General features: G+C 42.3%; 25 protein-coding genes. 14 read left to right on the top strand and 11 right to left on the bottom strand.

The window, feature by feature from the left end; all coding sequences use genetic code 11:
- Positions 1-136: 136 nt before the first annotated feature.
- From JEZ96_RS00215 to JEZ96_RS00230, 4 genes are all read right to left on the bottom strand, one after another.
- Positions 137-604 (bottom strand): DUF2489 domain-containing protein, encoded by a 468-nt coding sequence (locus JEZ96_RS00215; RefSeq protein WP_011787461.1) that lies wholly within the window; start codon positions 602-604, stop codon positions 137-139.
- A gap of 69 nt (positions 605-673) precedes the next feature.
- Positions 674-1,225 (bottom strand): Der GTPase-activating protein YihI, encoded by a 552-nt coding sequence (yihI, locus tag JEZ96_RS00220; protein WP_011787462.1) that lies wholly within the window; start codon positions 1,223-1,225, stop codon positions 674-676.
- A gap of 90 nt (positions 1,226-1,315) precedes the next feature.
- The gene (locus JEZ96_RS00225; RefSeq protein WP_011787463.1) at positions 1,316-1,954 is read right to left on the bottom strand and encodes a methyltransferase domain-containing protein; all 639 of its coding nucleotides are present in this window, start codon (positions 1,952-1,954) and stop codon (positions 1,316-1,318) included.
- An 818-nt stretch (positions 1,955-2,772) separates the two neighbouring features.
- Complete coding sequence (locus tag JEZ96_RS00230; protein WP_128090208.1) at positions 2,773-3,396, bottom strand: c-type cytochrome; 624 nt, start codon at positions 3,394-3,396, stop codon at positions 2,773-2,775.
- Between the two features lie 169 nt (positions 3,397-3,565).
- On the opposite strand from JEZ96_RS00230, the gene yihA reads away from it, so the two are divergent.
- A complete protein-coding gene (gene yihA / locus JEZ96_RS00235) occupies positions 3,566-4,225 on the top strand; it encodes a ribosome biogenesis GTP-binding protein YihA/YsxC (RefSeq protein ID WP_011787465.1) in 660 nt (219 codons plus the stop codon).
- Positions 4,226-5,037: 812 nt separating this feature from the next.
- Here the strand turns inward: yihA and polA are convergent.
- Positions 5,038-7,806, bottom strand: coding sequence for a DNA polymerase I (gene polA / locus JEZ96_RS00240; RefSeq protein ID WP_011787466.1), 2,769 nt, complete (start codon positions 7,804-7,806; stop codon positions 5,038-5,040).
- A 386-nt stretch (positions 7,807-8,192) separates the two neighbouring features.
- Between polA and elbB the strand changes: the two genes are divergently transcribed.
- Positions 8,193-8,855 (top strand): isoprenoid biosynthesis glyoxalase ElbB, encoded by a 663-nt coding sequence (elbB, locus tag JEZ96_RS00245; RefSeq protein WP_011787467.1) that lies wholly within the window; start codon positions 8,193-8,195, stop codon positions 8,853-8,855.
- Positions 8,856-8,941: 86 nt separating this feature from the next.
- Here the strand turns inward: elbB and glpG are convergent, their stop codons facing one another.
- From glpG to JEZ96_RS00270, 5 genes are all read right to left on the bottom strand, one after another.
- The gene (glpG, locus tag JEZ96_RS00250; RefSeq protein ID WP_011787468.1) at positions 8,942-9,787 is read right to left on the bottom strand and encodes a rhomboid family intramembrane serine protease GlpG; all 846 of its coding nucleotides are present in this window, start codon (positions 9,785-9,787) and stop codon (positions 8,942-8,944) included.
- Positions 9,784-10,089, bottom strand: coding sequence for a thiosulfate sulfurtransferase GlpE (glpE, locus tag JEZ96_RS00255; protein ID WP_006084745.1), 306 nt, complete (start codon positions 10,087-10,089; stop codon positions 9,784-9,786). Before glpE ends, glpG begins: the two co-directional genes overlap by 4 nt.
- Before the next feature lie 103 nt (positions 10,090-10,192).
- The gene (tdh, locus tag JEZ96_RS00260) at positions 10,193-11,218 is read right to left on the bottom strand and encodes an L-threonine 3-dehydrogenase (RefSeq protein WP_128090207.1); all 1,026 of its coding nucleotides are present in this window, start codon (positions 11,216-11,218) and stop codon (positions 10,193-10,195) included.
- An 11-nt stretch (positions 11,219-11,229) separates the two neighbouring features.
- Entirely contained in the window at positions 11,230-12,423 is a 1,194-nt protein-coding gene (locus tag JEZ96_RS00265) for a glycine C-acetyltransferase (RefSeq protein WP_011920296.1), read from the bottom strand.
- 295 nt (positions 12,424-12,718) lie between these two features.
- Positions 12,719-13,366 carry a TetR/AcrR family transcriptional regulator gene (locus JEZ96_RS00270; RefSeq protein WP_011920295.1) on the bottom strand — a complete coding sequence of 216 codons (648 nt, stop codon included), beginning with the start codon at positions 13,364-13,366 and terminating at the stop codon, positions 12,719-12,721.
- A gap of 199 nt (positions 13,367-13,565) precedes the next feature.
- Between JEZ96_RS00270 and waaA the strand changes: the two genes are divergently transcribed.
- The gene (gene waaA / locus JEZ96_RS00275) at positions 13,566-14,831 is read left to right on the top strand and encodes a lipid IV(A) 3-deoxy-D-manno-octulosonic acid transferase (RefSeq protein WP_198779833.1); all 1,266 of its coding nucleotides are present in this window, start codon (positions 13,566-13,568) and stop codon (positions 14,829-14,831) included.
- Positions 14,832-14,871: 40 nt separating this feature from the next.
- On the opposite strand, the gene JEZ96_RS00280 is transcribed toward waaA, so the two are convergent.
- Positions 14,872-15,633 (bottom strand): 3-deoxy-D-manno-octulosonic acid kinase, encoded by a 762-nt coding sequence (locus JEZ96_RS00280; protein ID WP_014609525.1) that lies wholly within the window; start codon positions 15,631-15,633, stop codon positions 14,872-14,874.
- Positions 15,634-15,731: 98 nt separating this feature from the next.
- On the opposite strand from JEZ96_RS00280, the gene JEZ96_RS00285 reads away from it, so the two are divergent.
- From JEZ96_RS00285 to rfbD, 11 genes are all read left to right on the top strand, one after another.
- Complete coding sequence (locus tag JEZ96_RS00285; RefSeq protein ID WP_025008305.1) at positions 15,732-16,775, top strand: glycosyltransferase family 9 protein; 1,044 nt, start codon at positions 15,732-15,734, stop codon at positions 16,773-16,775.
- Between the two features lie 70 nt (positions 16,776-16,845).
- Positions 16,846-17,562 carry a glycosyltransferase family 25 protein gene (locus tag JEZ96_RS00290; protein WP_061782913.1) on the top strand — a complete coding sequence of 239 codons (717 nt, stop codon included), beginning with the start codon at positions 16,846-16,848 and terminating at the stop codon, positions 17,560-17,562.
- Positions 17,563-17,585: 23 nt separating this feature from the next.
- Positions 17,586-18,566 carry a glycosyltransferase gene (locus tag JEZ96_RS00295; protein ID WP_014609527.1) on the top strand — a complete coding sequence of 327 codons (981 nt, stop codon included), beginning with the start codon at positions 17,586-17,588 and terminating at the stop codon, positions 18,564-18,566.
- Positions 18,567-18,603: 37 nt separating this feature from the next.
- A complete protein-coding gene (rfbB, locus tag JEZ96_RS00300) occupies positions 18,604-19,695 on the top strand; it encodes a dTDP-glucose 4,6-dehydratase (RefSeq protein ID WP_025008307.1) in 1,092 nt (363 codons plus the stop codon).
- Positions 19,696-19,738: 43 nt separating this feature from the next.
- Entirely contained in the window at positions 19,739-20,614 is an 876-nt protein-coding gene (rfbA, locus tag JEZ96_RS00305) for a glucose-1-phosphate thymidylyltransferase RfbA (RefSeq protein WP_025008308.1), read from the top strand.
- A 3-nt stretch (positions 20,615-20,617) separates the two neighbouring features.
- Positions 20,618-21,040: a sugar 3,4-ketoisomerase gene (locus tag JEZ96_RS00310; protein WP_061782915.1), complete on the top strand. Its 423-nt coding sequence runs from the start codon at positions 20,618-20,620 to the stop codon at positions 21,038-21,040.
- Positions 21,018-21,488 (top strand): acyltransferase, encoded by a 471-nt coding sequence (locus JEZ96_RS00315; protein ID WP_014609531.1) that lies wholly within the window; start codon positions 21,018-21,020, stop codon positions 21,486-21,488. The genes JEZ96_RS00310 and JEZ96_RS00315 overlap by 23 nt, the downstream gene beginning before the upstream one ends.
- On the top strand, positions 21,481-22,593 hold the full coding sequence (locus tag JEZ96_RS00320) for a DegT/DnrJ/EryC1/StrS family aminotransferase (RefSeq protein WP_014609532.1): 1,113 nt from the start codon (positions 21,481-21,483) through the stop codon (positions 22,591-22,593). The genes JEZ96_RS00315 and JEZ96_RS00320 overlap by 8 nt, the downstream gene beginning before the upstream one ends.
- 59 nt (positions 22,594-22,652) lie before the next feature.
- Complete coding sequence (locus tag JEZ96_RS00325; RefSeq protein WP_025008310.1) at positions 22,653-23,711, top strand: CDP-glycerol glycerophosphotransferase family protein; 1,059 nt, start codon at positions 22,653-22,655, stop codon at positions 23,709-23,711.
- Between the two features lie 38 nt (positions 23,712-23,749).
- A complete protein-coding gene (locus JEZ96_RS00330; RefSeq protein WP_014609534.1) occupies positions 23,750-24,517 on the top strand; it encodes a glycosyltransferase family 2 protein in 768 nt (255 codons plus the stop codon).
- Between the two features lie 112 nt (positions 24,518-24,629).
- Positions 24,630-25,514, top strand: coding sequence for a dTDP-4-dehydrorhamnose reductase (rfbD, locus tag JEZ96_RS00335; protein WP_061782917.1), 885 nt, complete (start codon positions 24,630-24,632; stop codon positions 25,512-25,514).
- Positions 25,515-25,551: the final 37 nt, after the last annotated feature.

A 25,551-nucleotide genomic window follows, 5' to 3' on the forward strand; every position in this document is an offset into this window, starting at 1 on the left:
ATCTATGAAAAAGGTTTCAATGTCTGTCATTTTTTGGAGGTTTTGTGCACAGGTTCACGGGAAGATGTTTTGGGCGGTACAAAATAATGTGATGTAGATGACCTCAAAAGTCACCATTTATGGTTTCGGGGTCTTTTTAGTGTGTTGCTTTGAGTTGGTAGTCGGATAATTTTTTTGCATCATCATTGATGCCCTCAGCTAGTTCAGCTTCTGACTTCATTCTGATTAAGTCTAACTTCATCCTTTCCTGCTTAGGCAATGCTTGGCGAGCCTCCATTATGGGATGACCTTTAATTAGCTCAAAGTGTTGGAATAATGAAGGAAACTCTGGAGCCACCCGTTCACTGAGGGATAAAATCTCGAATAAACGGCCAATTCTCACCACGCCTTCAGATATTTCGCACCGATCTTCAATCATTGCTGTCGCTATATAGCGAATATCTCCTAAAATTTGAGCTCTTTTCGCATTTGCAGCAACTTCTCGTTCGGCATGTGCTACCTGTTGACGCTGTTTTTGCTGCTTGAGTTTTAAGAGTAAAAAGGTTGCGTAGCTACTGAGTGCCACTATGATGATAAAACCGAGGACAATGAGAGCCGTAGACACAAATATTCCTTATGTAACAGGCATAAAAACAAAGGAAATTATGCCTTTGCTTTTATGCATTATTAGAAATTAGAATTTATCTTGATAATCTTTAAGTAAATCTGCGCCTGACTCAAATTTATCGAACAACTCATCATCGGAGAGCGCTTTAGCTGAGGCAGGCACATCCTCATCTAGTTCATCACTTATTCCAAGTTTGATCATCAGAGCTTCAATCTTATTTAACTGTTGATCTAACCATTTTTGATCTGCGTCATTAAGGTTGCGACCTTCTTCTAGCATATCGAGTAATTGGTTTAGTCTTGGATCTTCTTCCAGTTTCAACAGCTTTTGTTCATCAGTTAGTTTAGGTTGTTTAGCTTTTGCTGTTTGCGTTGTCTCTGTTGCCGCTGGAATGGCTAAAGCCACGGGCTTTTTACTGCCATGGCGTGGATCTTTCTTTTGCGTTGCAGTTTGCTGCGGAGCCTGAGCAAGGATCAATCCTTCATTATGACGACTACCTGACTTATTACCGCTTTCTTTACGTTTGCCAGTTGCTACAGCACGGTCTTGCTTTTTCACTCTTGGCTGCAACTTAGGGCTGTTCTCGCCGCCCTTGCGTGTTTTCTTGCTACGAGACATGGTTTTCTCAATTATTTAAAACGTGTGGCCTTACAGATACTAAATAATGCTATCTATAAGGTGCTAAATTAGGCCGGGTGTTATACCAGATTATGATGTTTTTTGCATCAAAACGAGGTCTTTCGCGGCAAATAATAGTTCAAAATCGCTATTGTTTGCTAGGAACTCAAAGGTCTGTCGTTGGTAAAAGCTTACATGAGTGAGATTATTTTTATGATGCCACTTAGCAAAACCATCTAAATCAATTAGTAATGGAGTACTAATTGCTAACCATCCTCTTAAACGTAATAAGCGTGAGAGCAGACTCCATTCTTTTATGGGGTTTTTAAAATGTTCAAAGACACGATAGCAGCAAATAAAATCATACTCCTGCTTGAGTGTTTCATGGTCTGGTGCAAAGAAGGGATCATATTGGTTTAATTTGTGGCCCGCATTTTCTATGGTCGTCAGGCTCTCATCATCGAGTATGCGACCAAAATTCAATCCTAATAAACTGCCAGCTTGTTGCTGCTCTAATTGCGCTAACAGCGGCAAAATAAATTGCGATAACTGCTTTTGCTTCGACGCTATGCGTGAACGACCGTATCTTTGCTTCTCTGCCGCGGGGGGTAAATGGCTATTCGCATCCGCAAAGGTTAACTCACATGTCTTGCAAACATAAAAACTCCGCTTTTTATCTTGATGAAGGAGTTGTGTCTGACTGTTATGACAAAGAGGGCATCTGGGCATTGAGTCTGCTGAAGTGGTTATTAAGGCTTTGATTGTACCAATTATATTGGTTGAGTGCACATTTTAGACACTGATGGTGTGTTACAAAAGAAAAAAGGCGGCAGTTTAACTGCCGCCTTACAAAGGGTGCATTTAGCACCTTATCCTGATTCCAAGTATCCATACTTGCTATGCGACTTTCCCGGTCGGTATCCTTCTTTTTTTTACTGCTTTCCCTGCAACATTTTCGTTATCGGTCTTCCAGACACTTAATTCATTTTCTGTCGCCATCCTGACCACAGTTTCTGTAGATGGTCTCAAGACACATCTTGTATAGCAGCGTCATCATTGACGTTCAGTTAACCATCCATGTTGCTTAAAGTACCTTCCAGTGATAACAAGCTTCCAGCCAGTGCATCCTAAGCTAATTAGCTTCCTTTGCTACAATTTGAATCATTCAAACTGTGTCCTGATGGGGCAAGTTACCCTGAGTGTAAGGCGTTTTGCTTAGCGCAAATTGGCGTTATCGGCCATCCCTTACAAAAATGTACTGACTTGGATTTCAAAGCGAAACCACGACTCTTGTTATTATTAGAGAGTAGTCTTAATTATATTATTGTTATTGAGTCTTTTTATTCTTATATCTTTAATGTTAATTATACCGAAATCTGCAAGTTATGATTAATTTATTTGTACAAGCAGATGGGTTTATCTCGGTACGGGGCTAATTAAACCTAAATACGTGATCTATGTCAAGCCTGAATCTTTTGCAGTTTACGTGAACGTAAACTTCGGGTGTAAAAAAAGGGTGACAAAACACCCTTTTTAATACTGTGAACTTATTTTAAATTTGATAGATATTTGGATAACGCATCAATATCGTTATCATTTAACTTTTTAGCTACATCTTGCATCATGCCATTCAAGTCATTATTGCGTCCAGCATCACGAAATTTGGTGAGTTGAATTTTGATATAGTTTGCATGTTGGCCTGCAAGCGTTGGAAAACCTGCTAATTCAGCACCTTTTGCATCAGGACCATGACATGCCATGCAGGCGGTAATACCACGGGAAACGTCACCGCCTTTGTAGAGTTGAGCGCCGAGCTCTGGGATATCTTTTACTTCACCAACTTGAACTGTTTGACTCGCAAAATATGCGCTAATGTCGAGAATATCTTGATCGCTTAGAGCTATAGACATACCACCCATGATAGGATCCATACGACCGTTTTTACCACCAGTTTGCGCTGCGCTACGGAAATCGTGTAGTTGCTTCTGGAGATAAGTGCCGTGTTGGCCAGCAAGCTTAGGGTGCATATCGATCATGCTGTTACCGTCCATGCCATGGCAGGCTGAGCAAACGATAATTTTAGTTTTTCCCGCTTCAGCATTACCTTCAGCAATCGCAGGTGAAGATATGGCGGCAACTACAACAGACAGCGCAAGAGCTAACTTTTTCATGGCGTTCCAACTTCTGGTTAAGATTATTATCCTGAGCTTACTAGGGTGACCCGCAAGCGTGGTAAAATGTATTTAATGTGATCGGAGTAATATTTTACACGAAAACGTGGAAAAGTAAGCAATTCTTCATTAATTATGGTATTGCGCAGCAAATATTTTGGAGTAAATAGTGACTGAATCTCATATAGATTTTCGCAGGGCGAAGTTTTTAATTAGTGCACCAGACATTGCACACTTGGATCAATATCTGCCCGGCGATGTTGGTGTTGAGATTGCTTTTGCTGGCCGCTCTAATGCTGGAAAGTCTAGCGCACTCAATGCTTTAACTGAGCAAAAGAGTTTGGCGAGAACCAGTAAAACACCTGGACGGACTCAGCTAATTAACGTCTTTGAACTCGATTCTCAGCGACGTTTGGTGGATTTGCCTGGTTATGGTTTTGCACAAGTACCACTGGCAATGAAAAACAAATGGCAGCAAGCCTTGGGTGAATATTTGCAAAAGCGTGCCTGTTTAAGTGGCGTAGTGGTGTTAATGGATATCCGTCATCCTTTAAAAGATTTAGATATGCAGATGATCCAGTGGGCAGTTGCGAGTGAGATCCCTGTTCTGGCTCTACTGACAAAGTCTGACAAGTTAGCTCAAAGTGCCAAAATGAAAACGGTGAATGAAGTGCGTAAAGCTCTGGCAGATTTTGGTGATTGGGTTCTGGTAGAGCCTTTCTCTGCTTTGAAGGGAACTGGTAAGCCTAAAGTCTTAAGTATCTTAAATGAATGGTGTCATCCCCAGTGGTTGAGGGATGAGTTAGATACCGCAGAACAATCTAACTAATCTTTTTATTAACAAAGACTACGCAGCCTAACTTAAGCTGTGTAGTTTGCTTTGTGCCTTCTTTCTATCTTCTGGCAGTACTTCCCGCCACTTTTCAGATTTCAGGTAAAAAAATAGCCGATAACAGTGTTATCGGCCTAAATAATATTAGCTCTTTTGGGGAGAAGCTAAATTCAACAAGACTCAAGCACCATTAAAAATTAGCTTCAATGGTTCTCAATGAAGACAGCATACATGGGATTTACTGTTTATTAAAGTAAATGCTCTAAATTTTGTGATGAATTTTTTAAAAAATACGCAAAAAAAAAGCCTCAGCAAACAAGTTGCTGAGGCGCCAGAATTTGGCTCATCACTATAAGTGAAATAAAGGTCTGAAAGATAGAACATCTTAACCTCTGTACCCTACGCAGAGAATAATACGGCATTTATCTTTAAATGGAAAACAGTTTTTTCAAAAAAGAGGTAATTATGTGCGTTTGATCTCAAGTTATGTGTGAAAAAACATCTTGTTTTGATCTAAAAATTTCATTTAAAGAACTTAACACGCTGTTTTTAATGAATGAATAGAAATTTTTATACAAAAACGATCACAGCATCAAATTTAATGTTTTTACTCTAAAATATTGGCTCGGCTTTAGCAGTCAAAAGTAAGAATGAGCACACATTCTTACTTATTATTTGATGACGACACTTAAAGGTGTTGATTAACAAGAAGATAAATCTGAATGCTATTGCTATAGTAGATTCAGATTTATCTTTGTTTTCATTGTGTTGATTTTAAGTTTTTTGTAAAAGATGTCGCTCAGATTGGGTTAGTGGGCTTCATCCCAATTATCACCAATGCCAGCTTCTGCGAGTAATGCTACATCGAGGATTGCAGCCTTCGCCATGAGTTCACATACTTTTTGTTTGAGCGTCTCTGCTTTATCGGCATCGACTTCGAATACTAATTCGTCGTGGACTTGCATAATCATGGCGATTTCGCCTTGGGTTTCTGTCTTGATCCACTGGGCAATATTGATCATGGCTTTTTTGATGATATCGGCAGCCGTGCCTTGCATCGGTGCGTTAATCGCAGCACGTTCTGCGCCTTGGCGGCGCATTGCATTACGATCCCGGATTTCGGGCAAGTAGAGGCGACGACCAAATAGTGTTGAAACATATCCTAATTCTGCTGCTCCTGCGCGCGTTTCTTCCATATACCTTAACACTCCCGGGTAGCGGGCGAAGTAAGTATCAATATAGGTTTGAGCTTCGTTACGAGGAATATCCAGTTGACGAGCTAAACCAAAGGCTGACATACCATAAATAAGGCCGAAGTTTACGGCTTTAGCGCGGCGTCGCTGTTCTGTTGTTACAGCATCAAAGTCAGTTCCAAATACTTCGGCAGCGGTGGCTCTGTGAATGTCTTTACCCTCGGCGAAGGCTTTGAGCAGACCCGCATCTTGGGATAGATGTGCCATGATCCGCAGTTCGATTTGTGAATAATCAGCGGCCAAAATTTTACGGCCTGCAGGGGCGATAAAGGCTTGGCGAATGCGGCGACCTTCTTCGGTACGAATAGGAATATTCTGCAGGTTAGGCTCGCTTGACGATAAGCGCCCTGTTGCCGCATTAGCTTGGTGGTAACTTGTGTGAACGCGCCCAGTCTTGGCATTGACCATCAGCGGTAGTTTATCTGTGTAAGTACTTTTTAACTTAGATAGGCTGCGATGCTCGAGGATCACCTTTGGCAGTGGGAAATCTAAGGCTAATTCGACTAATACTTCTTCCGCGGTCGATGGCGCGCCCTTTGGTGTTTTTTTGGTGATTGGATAACCTAGTTTTTCAAAAAATAGCACTTGCAGTTGTTTGGGTGAACCGAGATTAAATTTTTCACCTGCAATCTCGTAGGCTTTTTCTTCTAAGGTATCGATTTTACGCGCTAGCTCATCACTCTGTTGGCCGAGTAACATGCTATCAATTAATACACCTTGGCGCTCAATGTCTGATAGTACTTGGATTAAGGGTAATTCAATTTCAGTAAATACTGAGGCCAATTGAGGTTCTTTTTCTAGCCTTGGCCATAGGTGCTGGTGTAAACGCAGAGTAATATCCGCATCCTCCGCAGCATACGGGGCTGCAACTTCCAACGGGATTTGATTGAAGGTAAGTTGTTTCGCCCCTTTGCCTGCAATATCTTCAAAGCCAATGTTTTTATGGCCTAGATACTTGAGCGCTAATCCATCCATATCATGGCGTGAAGCCACGGAGTTAAAAACATAGGATTCGAGCATGGTATCAAATACGACACCCTGTAATTTAATGCCCGCATTAGCCAAAACGCTGATGTCATATTTCAGGTTCTGGCCGACTTTTTTGACCTTGTCGTCTTCTAAAATGGGGCGTAGTTTTTCGAGCGCAAATTGCTTATCTAACTGTTGAGGCGCGCCAACATAATCGTGAGCTAAAGGCAGGTAAGCGGCTTTGCCTGCTTCCACAGCGAAAGACATGCCAACCAGTTCCGCGACCATATAGTCGAGACTCGTGGTCTCTGTATCCACGGCTATTAATGATGCCTGTTTCAGCTTGGCAATCCATTCATCAAGCTGAGTTTCGGTTAAAATCGTGTCGTATTGAGTTTCAAGTGCAGGATTTGGCATAGAGCTTTCTTGGGTTTCGACTTTAGCCGCATCCGCGACTACGGTCGTTGGTGCTTTATTATCTAAGACCTCGGCAAGCCAGCGCTTAAACTCCATCTCGCTGTAGCATTTGATCAGTTCGTCTCTATCTGCGGGTTTGGCAGTGAGCTCATGCCAATCTTGCTCAAGTTCCACATCGGTTTTAATGGTAGCAAGTTCGTAGGAGAGTCTAAGCATGTCGGCATTTTCAGTGATTTTTGCCGCCATCGTTTTTGCGCCCCTGAAGCCTAAGTCAGAGACCTTTTCGGGAGCGGCGAGTAGGTTGGCCACGCTTCCTGCGCCAGTCAGCATAGCTAATGCCGTTTTTTCGCCGACACCAGGTAAGCCAGGAATATTATCGGCCTTATCGCCCATCAAGGCTAAGAAATCAATAATACGATCTGGACCTACACCATATTTTGCTGCAACTTCATCGGGCCCCATGATGGTATCTGTCATGGTATTGATCAGCGTGATATTTTCATCAACCAATTGGGCCATATCTTTATCACCAGTACTAATGAGTACGGCGCGATTCTCACGGCTTGCTTGGCGGGCAATTGTGCCGATAACATCATCCGCTTCAACGCCAGGGATAGAGATAAGGGGTAAACCAAGGGCGTGAATAATCCTATGCAGAGGTTCGATTTGTGAACGAAGATCATCCGGCATCGGTGGGCGCTGTGCTTTGTATTCGCTGTACATATCATTACGGAAGGTTTTACCTTTAGCATCGAATACGACGGCGATATGGCTCGGTTGGTAACGGCTCAATAGACTGCGTAACATATTTACTACGCCATAGACGGCACCCGTTGCTTCGCCCTTTGAGTTTGTCAGGTGAGGAGGCGCATAATAGGCGCGGTATAAATAAGAAGATCCATCCACAAGGACAAGTGGGTTATTTGCAATGGTAGGCATAAGTATTTTTCGTTTATCGATGACTTAGATGGCGGTTAGCATGCCACAGAAGCACTATTTCAGCCATGGCAAATTGACACTCAGCCTGTGGATAAGTCTGTGAGTGAAAAAGTCAACTATGAATAATGGCTTTGTATACGACTAAGTGCGATATTTTTAAGTTGTTGTTTTTTATGTTTAAAATTGATTTTTGTGAGTTCAATACTGTTTCTTGAAAAATTTTCCTAATTTGTGGATTTTTTATTGACTCCGTAGAATACATCTAAGATTGACTTAATTTTCGACATCGCTCAGATTCGACGAATTAAGTTAGCACGATTTTTAATCAGATCAACCAATTTGTTTGCAGTTTGTTAAAACCAAATCACATAAGAGGGATATTTTTAATGAAAAAAATCGCAGTGTTACTCAGCGGGTGTGGTGTTTTCGATGGAACAGAGATCCATGAATCGGTTTTAACCCTATTATCTCTATCGAAAGCTGGCGCACATTATCAATGTTTTGCTCCTGATATCAATCAAATGCATGTAGTTAATCACTTATCTGGAGAAGTCGATGTCACCGAGACGCGTAATGTATTGGTGGAATCGGCACGTATCGCCCGTGGGGAAATAAAGTCAACCACTGAGCTAGAGATTGCAGCATTTGACGCATTAGTTATTCCTGGCGGTTTTGGCGCGGCTAAAAACCTATGTAATTTTGCGACTAATGGTAGTGAGTGTGAAGTGGAGCCACTGGTGGCCGATTTTATCAATGAGTTCATTCTGGCGAAAAAGCCCGTTGGCTTTATCTGTATTGCCCCTATGATGATCCCGCGTTTATATCCCCATGGCGTAAAAGGCACGATCGGTAATGATAGCGAGACTGTCGCAGCGTTTAATTTGATGGGCGGTGAGCATCATATTGCAACAGTGCATGAGATAGTCGTGGATGAAGCGAATCGGATTGTTAGCACTCCCGCTTATATGTTGGCAGGCAGTATTGCTGAAGCGCACTCAGGCATCGAGAAGCTGGTTGCCAAGGTGCTGGAGATGACTGACGAGCGTTAGTTTGAGCCGCTTGTTGCGTGTGAGAGCGCGTCATTGAACCAAGATAAATCCCCATGCGTTTCAGGATTTATCTTGGTATAACGAAATTAGATTGAGTTCGGGGACTTGCGGCTATCGAATAACCCTTGGGTTAAACCTATAAATAAGCCACCAATGTGGGCACCATTAGCAACCGAAACCCCTAGAATATCCGTGAACCCTAATGCCAACCAAATCATCATAAATCCCATATATGCAGGCGGTAATCCTATGCCTGCGGCAGGTTTACGTATTCCCATGATCCAAGTGTAACCCACCACTGCATACACAACGCCCGATAGGCCACCGAAGTTAGGACCGCTGACATAGTATTGGATGATGTTTGGTAATGTGCCCGCCATAAAAAGTAGGATGAGCAACGGTGTAGTACCGATACGGGTTTCGATTCGGCCACCTAAATACCACCACCAGAGCAAGTTAAAGATGACGTGCATGGCGGAAAAATGTAGCAGGCTGGGTGTAAAAACACGCCAGAACTGGCTGAGATCTGATTGAGATACTGCTCCAAAATAGGACAGCGTTTCGTAGATTGGATTGGCGAATCCTAAGTTCATCGCTGCAAAGATGAGTACACAAACCGCAAATACAATCAGCGTGACTGGGCCTGCACCGGTAATAAATTGGGTAAAGAGCTGTAGCGAAGGGGCGCCATAATCGAGTTTGGTCTGAGTATCGCCATGTTCCCATGAGGCTTGCAGATATTTATTGTCGTAAGGGTGGGCAATAAAATGGGCAAACTCTTGGCGTGCTTGTTCCACATCTTTGTCATGGATAACAAGAATGGCGACACCTTGAACCAGCGGCTCGATTTGGCAGTCAATATTTTCACCTTTGAGGTAATCGACAAATGCCTGCGCGGCTCTGCTGTTGGGGAGTCTGCCAATTTCTATCATGCATTCGCCTCATGCCAGGCACTATAGCCGCCGTCTAGGCTGTAAACATCATCAAAACCTTGTTCGCATAAATATTGCGCGGCATTTTGGCTGCTCATACCGTGGTAACAAACGACTACGAGTGGGCTATCCATATCTGCTTGGCTAATAAATTGTGCGAGATTTTCGTTATTCAGATTGGTTGCTCCAGCAATATGGCCATTGGTGAAGCTATTGCCATCGCGGATATCGACGATTTGCACTGGCTGTGCTTCGGTCATTTGCAGCAATTGATTAACGCTTAAGTGTTTAAAGGAAGACATAATAAAACCCGACAAAGCTAAGAGATGGAAATCAAGATGGGATAAGTGTGCAACAAGGGGCTGCATGTGTACAGCCCCGTGATGGGTATTATAGCTAAGGGAATTAATCCCAGCTGAGGATGACTTTACCCGATTGACCCGAGCCCATAGCGTCAAAGCCTTTTTGGAAATCATCAATCTTGTAGTGGTGAGTGATGATTGGGGAAATGTCTAAGCCAGATTGGATAAGGCTTGCCATCTTGTACCAAGTTTCGAACATTTCACGGCCGTAAATGCCTTTAATGACCAAACCTTTGAAGATCACTTTGCTCCAATCAATGGCCATTTCGCCACCCGGAATACCGAGCATAGCGACTTTACCGCCGTGGTTCATGGTATCTAACATGGCGTGGAAGGCCGATGGTACGCCAGACATTTCTAATCCAACATCAAAACCTTCGGTCATGCCGAGTTCTTTCATCACGTCTTTTAGATTTTCTTTTGATACGTTTACAGCGCGAGTCGCCCCCATTTTTCGGGCCAGCTCTAAGCGGTATTCGTTAACGTCGGTAATCACCACATGGCGAGCACCTACATGACGACATACTGCTGCTGCCATGATACCGATAGGACCTGCGCCTGTGATCAACACGTCTTCGCCGACCAAATCGAATGACAGTGCCGTGTGTACTGCGTTACCAAATGGGTCAAAGATTGAGGCTAAATCATCGCTGATATCATCAGGGATTTTAAAGGCGTTAAAGGCGGGGATAACTAAGTATTCGGCAAATGAACCTTCGCGGTTTACACCCACACCTGAGGTATTACGACATAGATGGGTGCGACCCGCGCGGCAGTTACGGCAGTGACCACAGGTGATATGGCCTTCACCAGAAACGCGGTCACCAATTTTAAAGTCACGCACTTCTTGACCGATATCAACCACTTCACCCACGTACTCGTGACCTACCACCATAGGCACAGGAATGGTTTTTTGTGACCATTCGTCCCAGTTGTAGATGTGCATATCGGTGCCACAAATGGCGGTCTTTTTAATCTTGATCAGCAGATCGTTGTGGCCCATTTCAGGTTTAGGCGCATCGACTAACCAAATGCCTTTTTCGGCTTTTAACTTGCTTAGTGCTTTCATTTTGTAGGGTCCTAAATAATCGCCATTTCTTTAGCGATACGGGTAAAGGCTTCAATCGCTTTGTCGAGTTGCTCACGGGTGTGGGCCGCCGACATTTGCGTACGGATTCGGGCTTGTCCTTTGGGAACTACAGGGAAGGAGAAGCCAATCACGTAGATATGATCTTCTAATAAACGGTTCGCGAAGTCGCTTGCCAGTTTCGCATCGCCAATCATCACAGGGATAATTGCATGGTCGGCGCCGCCTAAAGTGAAGCCTGCCGCTGACATTTTTTCACGGAAATAACGGCTGTTTTCCCATACCGCTTCACGCAGCGCCTGGCCTGATTTAAGCATCTCTAATACATGGATAGAGGCTGTCACAATCGACGGCGCCAATGAGTTAGAGAACAGATAAGGGCGAGAGCGTTGACGTAACCAGTCGATGACTTCTTTTTTACCTGAAGTGAAACCGCCCGATGCGCCGCCTAAAGCCTTGCCTAAGGTGCCAGTGATAATGTCGACACGGCCCATCACACCACAGTGTTCGTGGGAGCCGCGACCGTTTTGACCAACAAAGCCTACGGCGTGTGAGTCGTCTACCATCACTAGAGCGCCATATTTATCGGCTAAGTCACACACACCTTGGAGGTTGGCGATCACGCCGTCCATGGAGAACACGCCGTCAGTGGCGATCAAAATATTGCGCGCGCCGGCTTCTTTTGCGGCGATCAGTTGCGTTTCTAAGTCCGCCATATCGTTGTTAGCGTAACGGAAACGCTTAGCCTTACATAGGCGCACACCATCGATGATAGAGGCATGGTTTAAGGCATCGGAGATAATCGCATCTTCGGCATCTAACAGGGTCTCGAACAGACCAGCGTTGGCGTCGAAGCAAGAAGAATACAGAATCGTGTCTTCCATGCCGAGGAACTCACTCAGGCTGGCTTCGAGTTGCTTGTGGATGTCTTGGGTACCACAAATAAAACGGACTGACGCCATACCGAAGCCATGGCTGTCTAGGCCTTGCTGTGCGGCTTTGATCAGTTCTGGGTGGTTGGCTAGGCCTAAGTAGTTGTTGGCACAAAAGTTAACAACTTCTTGATGGTTAACTTGAATGGCGGTCTGTTGCGGTGAGGCGATAATGCGTTCGCTTTTATATAAGCCTTCGGCTTTGATATCTGCAAGTTGTTGATTAATCTGTGCGTAGAATGAGGTAGAGGCCACCTGATATCTCCTTAGTTAACTTTATTCTGATTTTGGGAGTTGCGGCATTCTAACGCTAAACCCTATCGGCCTACAGCCTTTTTTTCATGCAGGTTCGCAAGATAAACTAGTTTAGGGCTAAAGTGGTTTTTACATTATAAAAACTAATGTGCAACATAAGTTTGCCACTGTTTGGCAGAGTCTTCTTTTAAGAGTGTAGAGCGAAAAATGAGTTCGCACTCAGTACTATGATTGCTTTGAGTTTAGTACCGAATGCGAGTTCTCTACGTAGGCGCAATAGGCGTTTATGATGATGCTAGAGGGATTCTTGATTCGCTAGCGCGTGGTAGTGCTGCTCTAGGCGAGTAAACGTCGCGACGGATGTCGGTGTTGCATAGGCTTTGAAAATCATTAGTACCCTCAAAACACCTTCATAGAGGGTCGCTTTAGTGATGGTCGAGGTGCTGGATTGAGTGAGTTGATAACCAATCCAAAAGCTGACGATCATTTTTATGGTATCCGCGAGTGGCGTGATTTTGTCAGTATCGACACTTAAAAAACCATCGAGTTTTAGCTTATGCAACACATGACTGGAGCGCGTTAACACTTGTTGTTGTGCGTGCAGATAACGTTTTTTTAATGCTTCGTCGCGGGCAAGAATATCGGCAAGATTGGCGTACATAAAACGGAATTGCCACAGAGTGTAAAACATGGCATCAAAGTAGCCGATTAACAGTTCTACATCCACTTGCTTATCTTCATAGGGTTGGAAACCTGATTCGAGATGATTTTCATACAAGCTGAAAATGGAGCGGATAATGTCCTCTTTATTGCGGAAATGATAATAAAGATTCCCTGGACTCATATTTAAATGGGCGGCTATATGGTTGGTGGTGATGTTTCTTTCGCCATGCTCGTTGAATAATTCAAGGCTGGCATAGATTATTTTGTCGCGGGTTTTCATAAGTGATCCAAATTGCGAGTGAGCGCCACATAATTGAGAGAGTTAACCAACGACCGCCATACTGCTGGTAAATTATCCCTAATTTAAGTTCCTACAGCATTCAATTTTTGCATTTCGCAAAATGAACAAAAATTCAATACGATGAGTATTATGCTAACATTGCCGCTATTCATCAGGCAAAACCCATAAGCACGTTTTTATGAATCGTTTTCTCTATTCCACGATTTTATATTTGTTATCTCCTTTGTTAGTTATCTATTTAGCCTTTCGTGGGATCAAAAGTTCGGATTACCGCGGTCGTTGGGGGGAGCGCTTTGGGTTAACTCGACTAAAATCGACGGATTTACTGATCCATTCAGTCTCTATGGGGGAAACGCTGGCAGCCATTCCATTGATCCGTTTGATTATGCAATCACACCCTGAGTTAAGCATTACGGTTACCACAACCAGTCCAACGGGGTTTGCCGAAGTGCGCAAAGCGTTTGGTGATAGGGTGCAACATTGCTATCTCCCCTTTGACTTACCTTGGTGTGTGAATCGTTTTTTGCGCCAAGTTTCGCCCAAGTGGTGTGTGATTATGGAGACTGAGCTGTGGCCTAACTTAGTTGCGATTGCGGCCAAACAAGGTGTGCGTTTGATGCTCGCCAACGCGAGGCTTTCGGCCAAGTCTGCGGCGCAATATGCTCGGTATCCTAAACTTAGTCTGCCGATGCTGCAGCGATTCGATGTTATTGCGGTGCAGACTCAAGTGGAAGCGCAGCGTTTTGTCGAGTTAGGTGTATCGCCAGACAGAGTGACGGTATGTGGTAGCTTGAAGTTTGATCTCTGTATTACGCCAGAGCGTTTAGCCAACGCTAAACTGTTACGTCAGGCTTGGGGGCGTGAAACATCACCAATTTGGGTCGCGGGCAGTGTGCACCCTGGTGAGTTTGACGCCATGCTTACCGCCCATCGGCACTTATTGGCTCAGTGGCCAGATGCTTTGCTGATTATCGTCCCGCGTCATCCAGAACAGTTTGCTAATCTTGCTGAAATAGTTAAAAACCAAGGGTTTGAATCAGTTCTCCGCAGTAATCATCTTCCCGTGACGGTAACGACTCAAGTGCTGGTGGGCGATACCATGGGTGAGTTATTGACCTTTTATGGTGCGGCGGATCAAGCCTTTGTCGGGGGGAGTTTGATTCTCCATGGTGGTCATAATCCATTGGAACCTATTGCCATGGGCATACCTGTAATGGTTGGACCCAATTACCGAGATTTTGCCCAAATTACTCAAATGCTATCGGATGCAGGAGGGCTAAGAATTGTTTCTTCGGCGGATGAACTTGGGGCAAACTTGATTGAATATTTTGCAGAACCTGAGCGATGTCAGCAGGCCGTGAATGCAGGACTCGCTGTGGTCGAGGCAAATCGCGGTGCGCTTGAACGGCAATTTGAGCTTGTGCAATCCTTATTAAACGCTTAATGCCGTTCGTCAATGAAGGACGTTCAAACATTACCCAAAGTTAAGGCGTTGATGGGCTTTGCATTACTGCTTGATAGCCTTGCATGAGTGTTGTCCAGTTATCAGCAGTGAAAGCAAGGTTTGGTTGTTTGCTTTGTTCTTTGTTAAAGGAGCGTAACAGTCTATCGAGATTTGATTTCTGCCATTGTGGATTTGGTATTTTTAACTCTCCACGGTCGAAATCAATAAGATAGAAACGTTCCTGTTGTCCTTCAGTCTGCATTGGTTGGAATAAGATATTTTTAGCATTGAGATCAGCATGGTACACACCACGCTGGTGGAATTGGGCGATAGTGGCACCCAACATCTGCCACTGTGTTGTACTCATTGTACCTTTGCCGAGTTTAGCGACTAAATCTTCGGCGCCTTCGACTCGTTCGATAATGATATCTGCGCGGTAAAATAATCCATCACGTACTATGTTGATTGCAATGGGTTTGGGCACGGTAAAATCTTCCCGATACAGGATGTCTAATAAGCGTAACTCGCCCATGGCACGGGTATTTTCTAGGCCTGTATAAACGTAAGCATCTTTACTGAATTTTTCCATAAGGCCACCGCGCCAATAATGACGTAATACCCAATGATTGTGTTCAAATGTGACAAACCAAGTGGTATAGCGACCTTTGGATGAGCCGACGATGGCATCTTTCGCGCGCCAAAAATCCACGGAAAACCACGCAGGAGTAATATTGGTTGGTGTATCCTGGCAAATCGCCATATGACCTTGGGTGGTTTTTATGATTTGTATCTGTCTATTCATCGGAGAATTGTTGACTTAAGCGTGGCACCTGCGGCCATTCTACATTAAGATCGTCGGCTTGCGCTAAACAACCTTAAAAGCCATGAGCTTCAATCCCAATGAGTTTAAATCCAAATAGCATGAATTCTCTTTGTCTACTTAGGTTATCTGCAATCGGTGATGTCTGTCATGCCGTGGCTATGGTGCAGGCGATTCAGCGGCAATATCCAGAGCTTAAAATCACTTGGGTGATAGGCAAGCTTGAATATCAATTGCTAAAGCATTTACCCGGCATTGAGTTTGTTATTTTTGATAAATCCCAAGGGTGGCGTAGTTATTTTAGTTTGCGTAAAGCACTAAAAGGTCGACGTTTTGATGTACTGCTGCATATGCAAGTGGCGCTACGCGCGACTTTGGCATCGTTAGCGATTTCAGCAAAAGTACGTATAGGTTTTGACCGTGCCCGCGCCAAAGAAGGCCAGTGGTTAGTGACAAATCATAGGGTTGAACCATTAGCTAAGCCCCATGTTCTCGAAGGCTTTATGGGGTTTGCTAAGGCGATAGGTGTTAACGATCTTACTCCTCAATGGAATATCCCTATTCCGATGGCCGATACAGAGTTTGCACAAATGCATATTAAAGACAATGAAAGTGTCTTTATTATTTGCGCCGCGGCCAGTAAGGCTGAGCGCAATTGGCTGCCTGAGCGATATGCCGCCGTTGCCAGCCATGCGATTGCCAAAGGATTTAGAGTCATGCTTTGTGGTGGCCCAACTCAGCTTGAGAAGGATTTAGCCGAGCAAATTTTGCAGGCGTGTCCCTCTAAAATCGATAATTTAGTGGGTAAAACCAGTCTAACTCAATTATTGGCGCTGCTAAAACGCGCTAGCTTAGTCTTAGCTCCGGATACGGGCCCTGCGCATATGGCGGTTACACAAGGCACGCCAGTCATTGGTTTATATGCCCATTCAAACCCTGGCCGAACAGGGCCTTACCTATCACAGCAGTTTGTGGTGAGTGTCTATGATGAGGTCATAGCTTCACAACAAAGCGGTGAAGTTAAATGGGGCACCCGTGCGAAGGGCGAGCACTTGATGGCGCTAATCAGTGTTGATGCTGTGATTGAGAAGTTTGATCTGGTGGTTCAGCAGATACTCACTTAAGGCCTATGACTGGTGGAAGTGTTGTCGTTATTTTAAGTGCATAGCCGTATAAAATAGGTGTGAGGTTTGTATGAAAATATTTGTCATTAGCTTAGAGCGCTCAATAGAGCGCAGAACCCAAATGATTGCTAAGTTTGCCAAAGCAGGTATTGAATTCGAATTTTTTAATGCTGTTGATGCGTCGGAAGAAGGGTTTACTTTGTCCGACAGAGTTGCGCCCAATGTCACCAAAAAACGTAAAGGATATGAATTACTAAATAGTGAAGTTGCCTGTTATGCCAGTCATTATTTACTGTGGGAAAAATGTGTTGAAATGAATCAGCCGATAGTGATAGTTGAAGATCATGCGGAGTTAACTGATGATTTTAAGGCAACATTAGCTATTGCGTTTCAGCATATAAATGAGTTTGGTTATATTAAATTATCAGCACCTCTTAAAGCTAGAAAGTTTATTGAAGATAAAAAAATAGATACATTCCATTCTATTGGGCACTATACTAAAAATACTTGTTTTACAACAGGATATATAGTTTCCCCTGATGTGGCCAAATGTTTTATTAAAGCAAGTGATCGTATTGTGGAACCTGTAGATGATTTTATGGAAAAACCATGGTTACATAGGGTTAGAGCCTATAGTCTTATGCCTTTTATTTGTTATAGAGCAAATCTCGCATCCACAATAGGTAGCGCTAGGAAAATAAAAAATAATATTAGTGTAACTAAGAAAATATATATAGAAATTTTCAGACTTTATGAGAAGTTTCTCAGATTTTTTTATGTTAAATAATTTACATATTATACGGGTTTTATATGGATACTAGTTTACCTTTAGTGACTTTGATTTTTCTTTCTTATAACAATGGTCGGTTTTTGAATGAATCTATGACAAGTCTATTTGGTCAATCTTATGCTAATCTACAAATAATAATTTGTGATGATTGTAGTACTGATGATTCTGTTACAAAAATTGAAAGTTTTATTGATAATTTAGACGATTGTGATCAGCTAAAAAATTTGGAGTTTTTTATAAATAAAACTAATCAAGGGATAGCTGAGAGCATAAATAAATGTATGAGTTTAGCTAAGGGTGAACTTTGTATTGCCTTTGCATCTGATGATGTATCTTCTCGTGATAGAGTTTATCGTTTGGTCGATTTTTGGTTGAAAAATGGCAAGCCTAGCTCAATCTTTTCAGCTGTAAATCTGATTGATGAAGTGGGCGGTTTATGTGGTGAAAAGCATTTGTCCAACGAAATTTTCGATATTGATAAAGATCTGTTAGTAAAAAACCTAATATTTAGGAAGAGTTATGTCTTTGGTTGTTCTCATGCTTGGACTAAAGAGGTTTTTGATAAATTTGGTTCTTTACACAAAGCGGTTATTAACGAAGATAAAACTATTCCGTTAAGATCCGCATTGCTGAATGGAATAAAATATATTGATGAAAAATTAGTAGACTATCGAGTTGGGACTGGTATATCTGCAGTGACAGGGGATAGTTATGCCCTAAAGTTATATGAGCACAGACGTAAAAGTGCAATAAGGGAATATGATGATTTAATACAAAATGCAGAAGACTTAAGGCTTGTTGGTAATGATAAGGGGCAACTTTATGTTAAGCAAAGATTGGCAGAGGTTGAGTTATTGCTGTTCTTAAGTAAAGGGCCATTTGTCTTTAGGTATGCATTATTAAAATTATTTAAAGCGTTGTCTGATGGTGCTAGATGGAATAAAGCATTAAAAATATTTTTTGATTATTTTTTATTTAAGATAAAACGCTTGTTTAAGTAAGTTATTGAATTGTTCATATAGATTTGGAGTGTAAAGTATGAAAGTGCTTATTACTGGTGGTGCTGGCTTTATAGGCTCTGCAGTCGTACGTCATATTATTAAAAACACAACTGATAGCGTAATCAATCTAGACAAATTAACCTATGCGGGTAATTTGGAGTCTTTAAGCTCTGTTGCTGAAGATATTCGGTACAACTTTGAGAAAGTAGATATTTGTGACCGCGATGAATTAGGTAGAGTTTTTAATCAGTACCAACCTGATGTAGTGATGCACTTAGCCGCAGAGTCTCATGTCGATCGTTCGATCACTGGCCCTTCAGATTTTATTCAAACTAATATTGTGGGTACTTATACTCTTTTAGAGGCATCTCGACAGTATTGGATGGAGCTTGATGTTGAGCGCAAGGCTAGATTTCGCTTTCATCATATTTCAACTGATGAAGTGTATGGCGATTTACCTCATCCAGATGAAATGGGCATAGGGGAATCCTTACCGCTATTCACGGAGTCAACCTCCTATGCACCGAGTAGCCCTTATTCTGCGTCTAAAGCTTCTAGCGATCATTTAGTACGGGCATGGTTACGTACCTATGGATTACCAGTAATAGTGACAAACTGCTCTAATAACTATGGGCCTTATCACTTTCCTGAAAAGCTGATCCCATTAGTCATCCTTAATGCACTGGAAGGTAAACCTTTACCTATTTACGGTAAAGGTGATCAAATCCGTGATTGGTTGTATGTTGAAGACCATGCACGCGCTTTATATAAAGTAGTCACAGAAGGTAAAATTGGGGAAACCTACAATATTGGTGGTCAAAATGAGAAGCAAAATATCGAAGTAGTTAACAGCATCTGTGCCATTATGGATGAATTAGTACCGCTGCATGAACGCGGCTACCCTCTTAACACCTCGCATTCGACACTTATCACGTATGTAACAGATCGTCCAGGGCATGACCGTCGTTACGCCATTGATGCAACAAAGATGAGCCGAGAGCTTAATTGGCGACCCCAAGAAACCTTTGAAACAGGTCTACGCAAAACGATTGAATGGTATCTAAACAATCAAGAGTGGTGTCAGCGTGTCCAAGATGGTAGCTATCAACGAGAGCGTTTAGGGATTTAAAGTTTATTTTCCATATTTTTTACTGTTATCGATTTGAGGATTTATGAAAGGAATTATTCTCGCCGGTGGCTCTGGCACGCGACTTTATCCTATTACTAAAGGGGTATCAAAACAGCTATTGCCTGTTTATGATAAGCCCATGATTTACTATCCAATTTCTGTGCTAATGCTCGCAGGTATACGGGATATTCTGATTATTACTACCCCAGAGGATCAGTTTTCATTTCAACGTCTTCTTGGTGATGGCAGCGATTTTGGTATTAACCTACAGTACGCTGTGCAACAAAGCCCTGATGGTTTAGCCCAAGCATTTATTATTGGCGAAGCATTTATTGGTAGTGATAGTGTTTGTTTGGCTCTTGGCGATAATATTTTTTGGGGGCAAGGTTTCTCTCCAATACTCAAAAAAGCTGCTGCAAGAACAACGGGAGCAACGGTTTTTGGTTATCAAGTCAAAGATCCAGAGCGTTTTGGTGTGGTTGAGTTTGATCAAAATCAGAAGGCTATTAGTATTGAAGAGAAACCGTCAAAACCCAAATCTAACTTTGCGGTCACGGGTTTATATTTCTATGATAATCAAGTCGTCAATATTGCCAAAAATGTTAAACCCTCAGCTCGTGGTGAATTAGAAATAACCAGTATCAATCAAGCCTATCTTGAAATGGGTGAGCTGAATGTCGAACTGTTAGGTCGAGGCTTTGCATGGTTAGATACAGGAACCTACGAAAGCCTTTTAGAAGCAGGCTCATTTGTTGAAACTATTGAAACGCGCCAAGGTTTTAAAATTGCTTGTTTAGAGGAGATTGCATGGCGCAATGCTTGGCTAACGGATAAAGCGATTAAAGTTGTCGCTAAAACGATGGCTAAAAATAGTTATGGTAAATATCTCCTTGATTTACTAAAAGATTCAAAAGGTTAGTCTATGAGCCTGATTAAAATAATTGATTTAAAAACACTTGGAGATGAACGAGGTTCACTAGTTGCCTTAGAGGCAAATCACCAAATTCCTTTTGATATAAAGCGTGTTTATTATATTTATGGCACAGCGCAAGGTGTTGCAAGAGGCTTTCATGCTCATAAGGCATTAAAGCAAGTTGCTATTTGTCTTAAAGGTTCCTGCCGTTTTGTGTTGGACAGTGGCACTGAAAGATCTGAAATTTGGTTAAATAACCCAGCCCAAGGATTGTTAATCGAATCCTTCCTGTGGCGAGAAATGCACGACTTCTCTGAGGATTGCGTATTAATAGTCCTTGCAGATCAACTCTATGATGAGTCGGACTATATTAGGGATTATTCACAATTCATTGAGGCGGTTAGCGCAAATGTTTATTCATCCATTAAGTGATGTACAATCTAGCCAAATTGGTGAAGGTACTCGTGTATGGCAATTTGCTGTTGTTTTAAAAGATGCTCAAATTGGCCGTGATTGTAATATCTGTGCCCATACTTTGATTGAAAATGATGTCACTATTGGTGATAACGTGACTGTTAAATCTGGGGTCTATATTTGGGATGGTACCTGTATTGGTAATAATGTTTTTATTGGTCCTTGCGCCACTTTTACTAATGACAAAATGCCACGTTCTAAAGTATATCCTGATGCATTTTCTAAAATAACTGTCGAAGAGTACGCTTCAATTGGTGCAAATGCGACTCTATTGCCAGGGGTTACTATTGGCAAGCATGCCATGGTTGGTGCAGGTGCTGTCGTGACTAAAGATGTGCCTGCTTATGCTGTTGTCGTAGGTAATCCAGCCAAAATTATTCGATATATAGAGACGCAAAATGATTAACTTCTTAGATTTACAAGCTATTAATAGTCAATATCAGCAAGAACTGAAAGATGCTTGTGCTCGGGTGATTGATTCTGGTTGGTATATTATGGGCAATGAGCTAGCGCAGTTTGAAGCAGAATTTGCGGCTTATTGTGGAACTAAATATGCCATTGGTGTTGCTAATGGATTAGATGCCTTAATTCTCACTATTCGAGCATGGAAAGAGCTTGGGAAGCTAAAAGCGGGTGATGAAGTAATTGTTCAAGCAAATACCTATATTGCGTCTGTATTAGCTATTACAGAAAATGGCTTAGTTCCAGTATTGGTTGAGCCGAATCCTACAACTTATAACCTAGAGCCTGAAATTGTACGTAAAGCAATTACCGCTAAAACTAAACTGATTTTACCCGTACATTTATACGGCCAAATTTCTCCGATGCAGGAGATTATGGCGCTTGCAAAAGAATTTAATCTATTAGTATTAGAAGATTGTGCGCAATCTCATGGTGCAGAAATTAACGGTAAGCGTGCTGGCAACTGGGGAGATGCTGCAGGTTTTAGTTTTTATCCGGGTAAAAACTTAGGTGCTTTGGGTGATGCTGGCGCCATTACTACTAACGACGACGAACTCGCATTAGCTATTAAGGCGCTTCGTAATTATGGTTCTCACCAAAAGTATGAAAACCTTTATCAAGGAGTGAACAGTCGCCTTGATGAAATTCAGGCTGCTATGTTAAGAGTGAAGTTAAACCATCTTGAGGTAGAAACTGCGCGACGCCAACAGGTTGCTCAAGTTTATCGTACAGGTATCACTAATCCGCTAATCATCTTGCCACAAGTGTCGGATGAATTAACCCATGTCTGGCATCTATTTGTTGTACGTTGTGAGCAGCGTGAAGCTTTACAGCAATTCTTAGCCGCAGAGGGGATACAAACATTAATTCACTATCCGATCCCTCCTCATAAACAACATGCATATCAATATATGAATTCACAAGTATTACCATTGACGGAATTAATTCATCAACAGGTTCTTAGTATTCCCATCAGTTCAGTTATGACCGATAAAGATGTGATTTATGTGGTAAATGTAATTAATCAATTTAACAACATCCGTAATTAATTACATATGGATCATTTGTTACTTCTGTTCCAAATAACGATAAGGCTACGCTCAGTAAAATGAATAAAAAACGTTATTTATTGTATATAGCGCAAAATTATTCCTATGCCATTTTAAGGCCGCTTCAACAAGTGATTCTGGCGCGTGGCGACGAAGTCCGTTGGTTTTTAGAGGGCAATGAAGTCGACCCCAAATATCTCAAAGAAGATGAAAAGCGTTTACCTGATATCGATGCGGTAAAAGCATGGAAACCCGATGCCGTATTTGTGCCTGGTAATGTAGTGCCAAGCTTTATCCCTGGCGTAAAGGTTGGTGTCTTCCATGGCTTTAATGCGGGCAAAATAAATCGTAAGGGGCGTGAAGATCACTTCGAAATTCGTGATTGCTTTGACTTATATTGTACCCAAGGCCCAGACACTACGTTGCCTTTCCTTGCACTAGAAAAGAAATTAGGTACTTTTACAGTTGCCGAAACGGGCTGGCCAGCACTCGATCCCTTATTTATTGAAAATACAGACAATCCCTATATTAAGCCTGATGATCCAAGGCCTGTTGTACTCTTTTGTTCAACATTTTCACCTAGTCTGACTTGCGCGCCTGTCGTCTTTGAACAGATAAAAGCATTGTCGCAAAAAGGGCAATGGCGTTGGCTTGTGCAATTCCATCCTAAGATGAATCATAAAATTGTTGAGCAGTATAAGGCGTTAGAAAATGATAACTTGCAGTTTGTCGAAACTGATAATGTGATCCCTTTATTGCAGGCTGGGGACGTAATGTTATGTGATACATCATCGATTCTACTGATGTTTTTAATGCAACGTAAACCTGTGGTGACCTTTAAAAATCAGTCACCTAAGGAGCATTTAATCGATATTAGCCGAGTCGAAGATATTGAGCCTGCATTAGCCAGAGCACTTAGCCGACCCGATGATCTAATGGCGCATATCCATGATTACTGTAACCAGATCCATCCCACAAGCGATGGTCTGTCTAGCCTACGTGTGCTCGCAGCTACAGATGCATTGATTGACAAGGGAACCGATTGGCTAAAACCTAAGCCGAAAAATTTATTGCGTCATTTTAAAATGCGTCGAAAGTTAGGTTATTGGAAATGCTAGGCCATTTTTTATAAAGAATTGATATTTGAGGTTATTAAGTGAAGAAGCACTCGTTATCCGTTATGTTAATCACCAAGAATGAGGCCGATCGCGTAGAGCGTTGCCTCGCGTCTATCGCAGATATTGCCGATGAAATTATCGTGCTTGATAGCGGTTCAACAGATAACACTCTCGCGATATGTCAAAAATATACTGACAAAATTACTGTTACCGACTGGCCAGGATTTGGTAAACAAAAGCAAAGGGCTTTGGATCAAACGAGCTGTGACTGGGTATTGTCAATTGATGCAGATGAAGCACTCGATGACACGATGCGAAATGCCTTAGTTGCGTTGTTATCACAGGAACAGATCAAAGAATCGGCTTTTTGCTTGCCATGGGGAGTCACTCTTTATGGTAAAACATTGAAGTATGGGCGTAGTGCTAGGGCTGTTTTACGGCTATTTAAGCGGGAGGGGGCGCGCTATACCCTTGATGAAGTTCATGAAACAGTGATTCCAGCGGATGGCAATATTGGTAAGTTAAAAGGATTATTATTACATTATACCCACCGTGATTATGGGCATGGTTTAAATAAAGCCGCTCAATATGCTTGGCTTGGTTCCCAGAAATATCACCGAAAGGGTAAAAAATCCCATGGTCTCATGTTGGCGCTTTTAAGAGGATTATGGACTTTTTTACATATTTACTTTTTACGCCGAGGCTTTTTAGATGGTCGAGTAGGCTTTATCGTTGCAATGACCTATGCACAAGTCAACTTTAATAAATATGTTGGATTATGGTTACTTGAAAATAAACGGTGCTAGTTTTTACCTAAACTTAGTATTAGCTCAAATTTCGGCGTTAGCATAAACCTATGCTCAAAAATGACTTTAAACTGTATCCTTATCGTTTAGCCATTGAGGCTTAGGTATAAATATGCAGGCCATAAAAGTATTAGTGACTGGGTGTAATGGTCAGGTCGGCAGGTGTTTAGTTACACAAATGCAGACTATGTCCTCTATTACTTTATGTGCATTAGAGCGTGAGCGGTTAGACATCACAAACCGTGAGCAGGTTTATACCGTTGTAAATCAATTTCATCCAGATGTGATTATCAATGCTGCGGCTTATACTGCAGTGGATAAAGCAGAGCAGGAAATTGAGTTGTGTTATGCAATTAATCGTGATGGCCCAAAGTATCTCGCCGAGGCTGCAAATCAAGTTGGTGCATTAATACTACATATTTCAAGTGATTATGTATTTTCTGGTCGCAAACACGGTTTATATACAGAGGATGATATCCCTGATCCTCTGGGAGTATATGGCCAGAGCAAGCTTGCAGGAGAAATTGAGGTTGCAAACCTATGCCCTCGTCATATTATTTTGCGTACAGCTTGGGTATTCGGAGAGCATGGTAAAAATTTTGTGAACACCATGCTGGGGCTCACACAAACGCACGATGAGTTAGGGGTTGTTGCAGACCAGTTTGGTGGGCCGACCTATGCGGCAGATATTGCTGCTAGCTTGATCACTATAACTAAAGCGATACGGTTAAAAAACGGTGCTAATTTCGGTATTTATCATTATTCCGGTGAGCCCCATGTTAGCTGGCATCAGTTTGCTGAATATATTTTTGAGCAGGCATTTGATGTGGGATTAATCAATAAAGAAATTCGGGTAAATGCCATTACAACAACTGACTACCCGACACAGGCGACACGCCCTGCCAATTCCAAGCTAGATTGCCGTAAGATAATGAAGCAGTTTGGAATTGCACCGAGTGACTGGCAAGCAGCGTTAAAAAATCTGAACCAGTGGTGAGTATTTACACATCGGCACGATTTTATGACCAATTCCT

Source organism: Shewanella putrefaciens, from assembly GCF_016406325.1.
GTDB classification, from domain to species: domain Bacteria; phylum Pseudomonadota; class Gammaproteobacteria; order Enterobacterales; family Shewanellaceae; genus Shewanella; species Shewanella putrefaciens.

Excerpts from the sequence above, each read along its gene's own strand:
- yihI (WP_011787462.1), bottom strand. The coding sequence starts at position 1,225 with ATGTCTCGTAGCAAGAAAACACGCAAGGGCGGCGAGAACAGCCCTAAG.
- JEZ96_RS00225 (WP_011787463.1), bottom strand. The coding sequence starts at position 1,954 with ATGCCCAGATGCCCTCTTTGTCATAACAGTCAGACACAACTCCTTCAT.
- JEZ96_RS00230 (WP_128090208.1), bottom strand. The coding sequence starts at position 3,396 with ATGAAAAAGTTAGCTCTTGCGCTGTCTGTTGTAGTTGCCGCCATATCT.
- polA (WP_011787466.1), bottom strand. The coding sequence starts at position 7,806 with ATGCCTACCATTGCAAATAACCCACTTGTCCTTGTGGATGGATCTTCT.
- elbB (WP_011787467.1), top strand. The coding sequence starts at position 8,193 with ATGAAAAAAATCGCAGTGTTACTCAGCGGGTGTGGTGTTTTCGATGGA.
- glpG (WP_011787468.1), bottom strand. The coding sequence starts at position 9,787 with ATGATAGAAATTGGCAGACTCCCCAACAGCAGAGCCGCGCAGGCATTT.
- glpE (WP_006084745.1), bottom strand. The coding sequence starts at position 10,089 with ATGTCTTCCTTTAAACACTTAAGCGTTAATCAATTGCTGCAAATGACC.
- tdh (WP_128090207.1), bottom strand. The coding sequence starts at position 11,218 with ATGAAAGCACTAAGCAAGTTAAAAGCCGAAAAAGGCATTTGGTTAGTC.
- JEZ96_RS00270 (WP_011920295.1), bottom strand. The coding sequence starts at position 13,366 with ATGAAAACCCGCGACAAAATAATCTATGCCAGCCTTGAATTATTCAAC.
- waaA (WP_198779833.1), top strand. The coding sequence starts at position 13,566 with ATGAATCGTTTTCTCTATTCCACGATTTTATATTTGTTATCTCCTTTG.
- JEZ96_RS00280 (WP_014609525.1), bottom strand. The coding sequence starts at position 15,633 with ATGAATAGACAGATACAAATCATAAAAACCACCCAAGGTCATATGGCG.
- JEZ96_RS00285 (WP_025008305.1), top strand. The coding sequence starts at position 15,732 with ATGAGTTTAAATCCAAATAGCATGAATTCTCTTTGTCTACTTAGGTTA.
- JEZ96_RS00290 (WP_061782913.1), top strand. The coding sequence starts at position 16,846 with ATGAAAATATTTGTCATTAGCTTAGAGCGCTCAATAGAGCGCAGAACC.
- JEZ96_RS00295 (WP_014609527.1), top strand. The coding sequence starts at position 17,586 with ATGGATACTAGTTTACCTTTAGTGACTTTGATTTTTCTTTCTTATAAC.
- rfbB (WP_025008307.1), top strand. The coding sequence starts at position 18,604 with ATGAAAGTGCTTATTACTGGTGGTGCTGGCTTTATAGGCTCTGCAGTC.
- rfbA (WP_025008308.1), top strand. The coding sequence starts at position 19,739 with ATGAAAGGAATTATTCTCGCCGGTGGCTCTGGCACGCGACTTTATCCT.
- JEZ96_RS00310 (WP_061782915.1), top strand. The coding sequence starts at position 20,618 with ATGAGCCTGATTAAAATAATTGATTTAAAAACACTTGGAGATGAACGA.
- JEZ96_RS00315 (WP_014609531.1), top strand. The coding sequence starts at position 21,018 with ATGTTTATTCATCCATTAAGTGATGTACAATCTAGCCAAATTGGTGAA.
- JEZ96_RS00320 (WP_014609532.1), top strand. The coding sequence starts at position 21,481 with ATGATTAACTTCTTAGATTTACAAGCTATTAATAGTCAATATCAGCAA.
- JEZ96_RS00325 (WP_025008310.1), top strand. The coding sequence starts at position 22,653 with ATGAATAAAAAACGTTATTTATTGTATATAGCGCAAAATTATTCCTAT.
- rfbD (WP_061782917.1), top strand. The coding sequence starts at position 24,630 with ATGCAGGCCATAAAAGTATTAGTGACTGGGTGTAATGGTCAGGTCGGC.